Annotated in this window: 3 protein-coding genes; 1 reads left to right on the forward strand and 2 read right to left on the reverse strand. The window is 37.6% G+C overall.

What is annotated here, in order from left to right; all coding sequences use genetic code 11:
• Positions 1 to 99: 99 nt before the first annotated feature.
• Positions 100 to 645, reverse strand: coding sequence for a peroxiredoxin family protein (locus ACIR131C_RS0119785; protein ID WP_028091563.1), 546 nt, complete (start codon positions 643 to 645; stop codon positions 100 to 102).
• A gap of 64 nt (positions 646 to 709) precedes the next feature.
• Positions 710 to 1,321 (reverse strand): peroxiredoxin, encoded by a 612-nt coding sequence (locus tag ACIR131C_RS0119790; protein ID WP_028091564.1) that lies wholly within the window; start codon positions 1,319 to 1,321, stop codon positions 710 to 712.
• Positions 1,322 to 1,851: 530 nt separating this feature from the next.
• Here ACIR131C_RS0119790 and ACIR131C_RS23595 point away from each other — a divergent pair.
• On the forward strand, positions 1,852 to 3,030 hold a 1,179-nt coding region (locus ACIR131C_RS23595; RefSeq protein WP_196811818.1), incomplete at its 3' end, for a hypothetical protein.

The raw sequence follows: 3,030 nt of genomic DNA on the forward strand, positions 1-3,030 counted from the left end.
CACCTCTAAAGGTTATCAATATAATCGGGCTACAGGTAAGTTAGAACCTGTTGATGTCAATTTAAGGCTAATTAACAGATAGCCAGTTTTAAATCCAAACTATTGTTTACCACTATATTTTTCTAAAAGTGTCTCTACACTGGCATTATGATTTAAGAAAGAAAATAAATGCCTGTAGAGCAGTTTTCCATCTTTATCTAACACAAACTGCGCTGGTAAAGGCGCTCCTAATGCTTGTCCAGTCTTATAAGTACGAAATGTGTGGCAACTAGGATCACTCAATAATGGCATTTTTAAACCCAAATCTTTGACGATGATTTGACTTTGCTTTTTGTCAGTGCTAGTAATTAATAGAATTTCAATTCCCCGATTTTTGAACTGTTCATAATTTGCATTTAAAGCTTGAATATGGGGATAACAAAAGGGGCAATATTGCTTTTCTGTGAAAATCCTGGTAAATGCCAGTATTACAGGTTGTTTACCTCGGAAATCAGAGAGTTTGATGACAGTGTTGTTAGTAATATCCGATAATTTAAAATCTGGTGTTCCTACACCCAATCTAAAATTATCTAGGGCTGGTATTGGTAAAAAGTTATGGAAAAATCTCTCATTAAATAAGCCTGTGAAATCAGTTGCGGTCAGCATAAAGAGTAATTTGTAAGTAATTTGTTAGCACTAATTCCTAATCCCCAGTTATTTAACCGGTTATTTAAGTAGTAGAGAAGTAGATTTTAGACTTGACGGGATCAGGATTCATCGTTTTATCTCCTGGTTGCCAATCAATAGGACAAACTTCATCTGGGTGAGATTGTACGTGCTGAATTGCTTGCAATATTCTCAAAGTTTCGTCTATACTGCGACCAAAAGCCATGTTGTTGATGGTAGCGTGTTGAAGTATACCATCTTTGTCAATGATGAACAAACCACGTAAAGCAACACCGGAGGAGGGGTCGAGAACGTTGTAAGCGGCGCTAATTTCTTTTTTAATGTCAGAAACCAGGGGATAATTTAAGTCACCAACACCACCAGATTTACGGTCTGTTTGCATCCAAGCGAGGTGAGAAAATTCACTATCAACGGAAATACCGAAAACTTCCGTATTTAGGTTGCTAAATTCTGCATAGCGATCGCTAAAAGCAGCAACTTCAGTAGGACAAACAAAGGTAAAATCGAGAGGGTAGAAAAACAGAACAACATATCTACCGCGATAATCAGATAATTTAATTGACTTAAACTCTTGATCTACTACGGCTGTTGCTGTAAAATCGGGAGCTAGTTGACCAACGCGGAGGCATCCCTCTATTCCATAAGTGAATGTCATTAACCTAACTCTCCTTCTTGGTACTTGTATTTATTTTGCAGCCTGGGCATATTAGTTAAATGAAAATTACTTATCAACATAGTCATCATCTAATTATATATAATTATGTCAATATTCAGATCACAGATCATAGTCCTAACGCTGACGGCAAACATGATTTAGTAATTGCAAAAAAGTAAATATTAACACTAATACTACTGAAGAGAGTCGAGATTCCTGATCTTTAGGAAAAAGGGAACCGGGAAAATAGAAACTTAAAATATCATAATTTTTCCTGTTGAAATTAACCGCAGAGGAAGTTATTATGTAAGAATTAGGATAGATGCAGAAAATGACAAAATAGTCTAAAATACAAACAATAATTCATAACATACAAATTCGGGAATTAATCAATTTCGGAATCAGGCGCATTAATTATGTCCGTTAACTTCACTATTGATACTTTACACTTGATCATGAAGATGAGTCCTAAATTCTTGGTTGATAAAACTTCTATTCAACCTTAACCAATCTAAATAAACGATAACATTATGTCTTACGTATCCATCTTCAAAAACATACCGGAAATGTTGAGCCAACCAACGGGAATAGCAGCCATAGCTTCCCTTGGTATCCACGGTGCTATTGCCTTAATTGTGCCATTAATGCCAGTTAACTCTAGTGAATCTGCTAAGATTGACCCATCAAAAGCAGTTCCCCTCATGGAATTGAGCGCCGCTGATCAAAAGCGATTACCGCAACCTGCTACAATATCCCAGCTGCCATTACAGCAACCCCCACTACCACTACAGCAACAACTACCGGGAAGTAATTTGGGGAACTTAACGACTATCTATCCCCCTTTACAGCCAGAATTATCTAATCCACCATTATCAGTTATTCCTAGCTCACCAACCGGCTATAACACCTCTTCCCTACCTAGCAGACAATCTATCTTGGGACTGATTCGCAGCAATTCACAGAGAGAAATATCTAGATTAGAAGCCAGATATACTCCCTCAGCGTCTCCTGATATCAATAATCTCAGCGAGAGAATCCCGGAAACCGAACCCCTAGCAATTAATAGGCTACCAGATCTCAAGCAGAATAATGAAATATCTGGAGAACCACTTAATAATCCATCTCCTGAACAGTATGACATTGGCAGTAGAACGGCAACAGGAATTTCACCAACACAAGCAGTGAAAACAGAAGATAATGTGGTGAAAATTCCTCAAGAACAGGAAAAAATATCCTTGGTAGACAATTCTACCGATAAATCAGCAGAAATACTCACAAACGAGTCTGAATTTAAAGGTAAGGAAACTGAACAATTGGTGGCTAGACTCCAATCCTATCGCACTCTCAGACAAAACATTCAACAGGAATATCCGAATGTCCAAGAAAAAGGGGTAATTCGTGAAACCATCCCTACTGAAACAGCCGAGATGGAAGGTACAGTGTTGGGAGCAGTATTAGTAGGTTCAGATGGCAAGGTTTTAGATATTAAATTCCAAGAAGCAAGTATATCGCCTCAGTTACAATCTAAGGTGAGAGCATATTTCAAGAATAATCCGCCTCAAGCAGATCAGCAACTAATTAGCTCTTATCCTTTCCAATTCAAGTTCCAAAATAATCTCAATGCTTCTGGAGTAAGTTCTCAGATTCAACCTTCTGTAACTCCCAATCCTGAAAAAGTATCTACAATTCAAACACAACCTTCTGTAACT

Origin of the sequence: Dolichospermum circinale AWQC131C (assembly GCF_000426905.1) — a bacterium.
GTDB lineage: Bacteria > Cyanobacteriota > Cyanobacteriia > Cyanobacteriales > Nostocaceae > Dolichospermum > Dolichospermum circinale.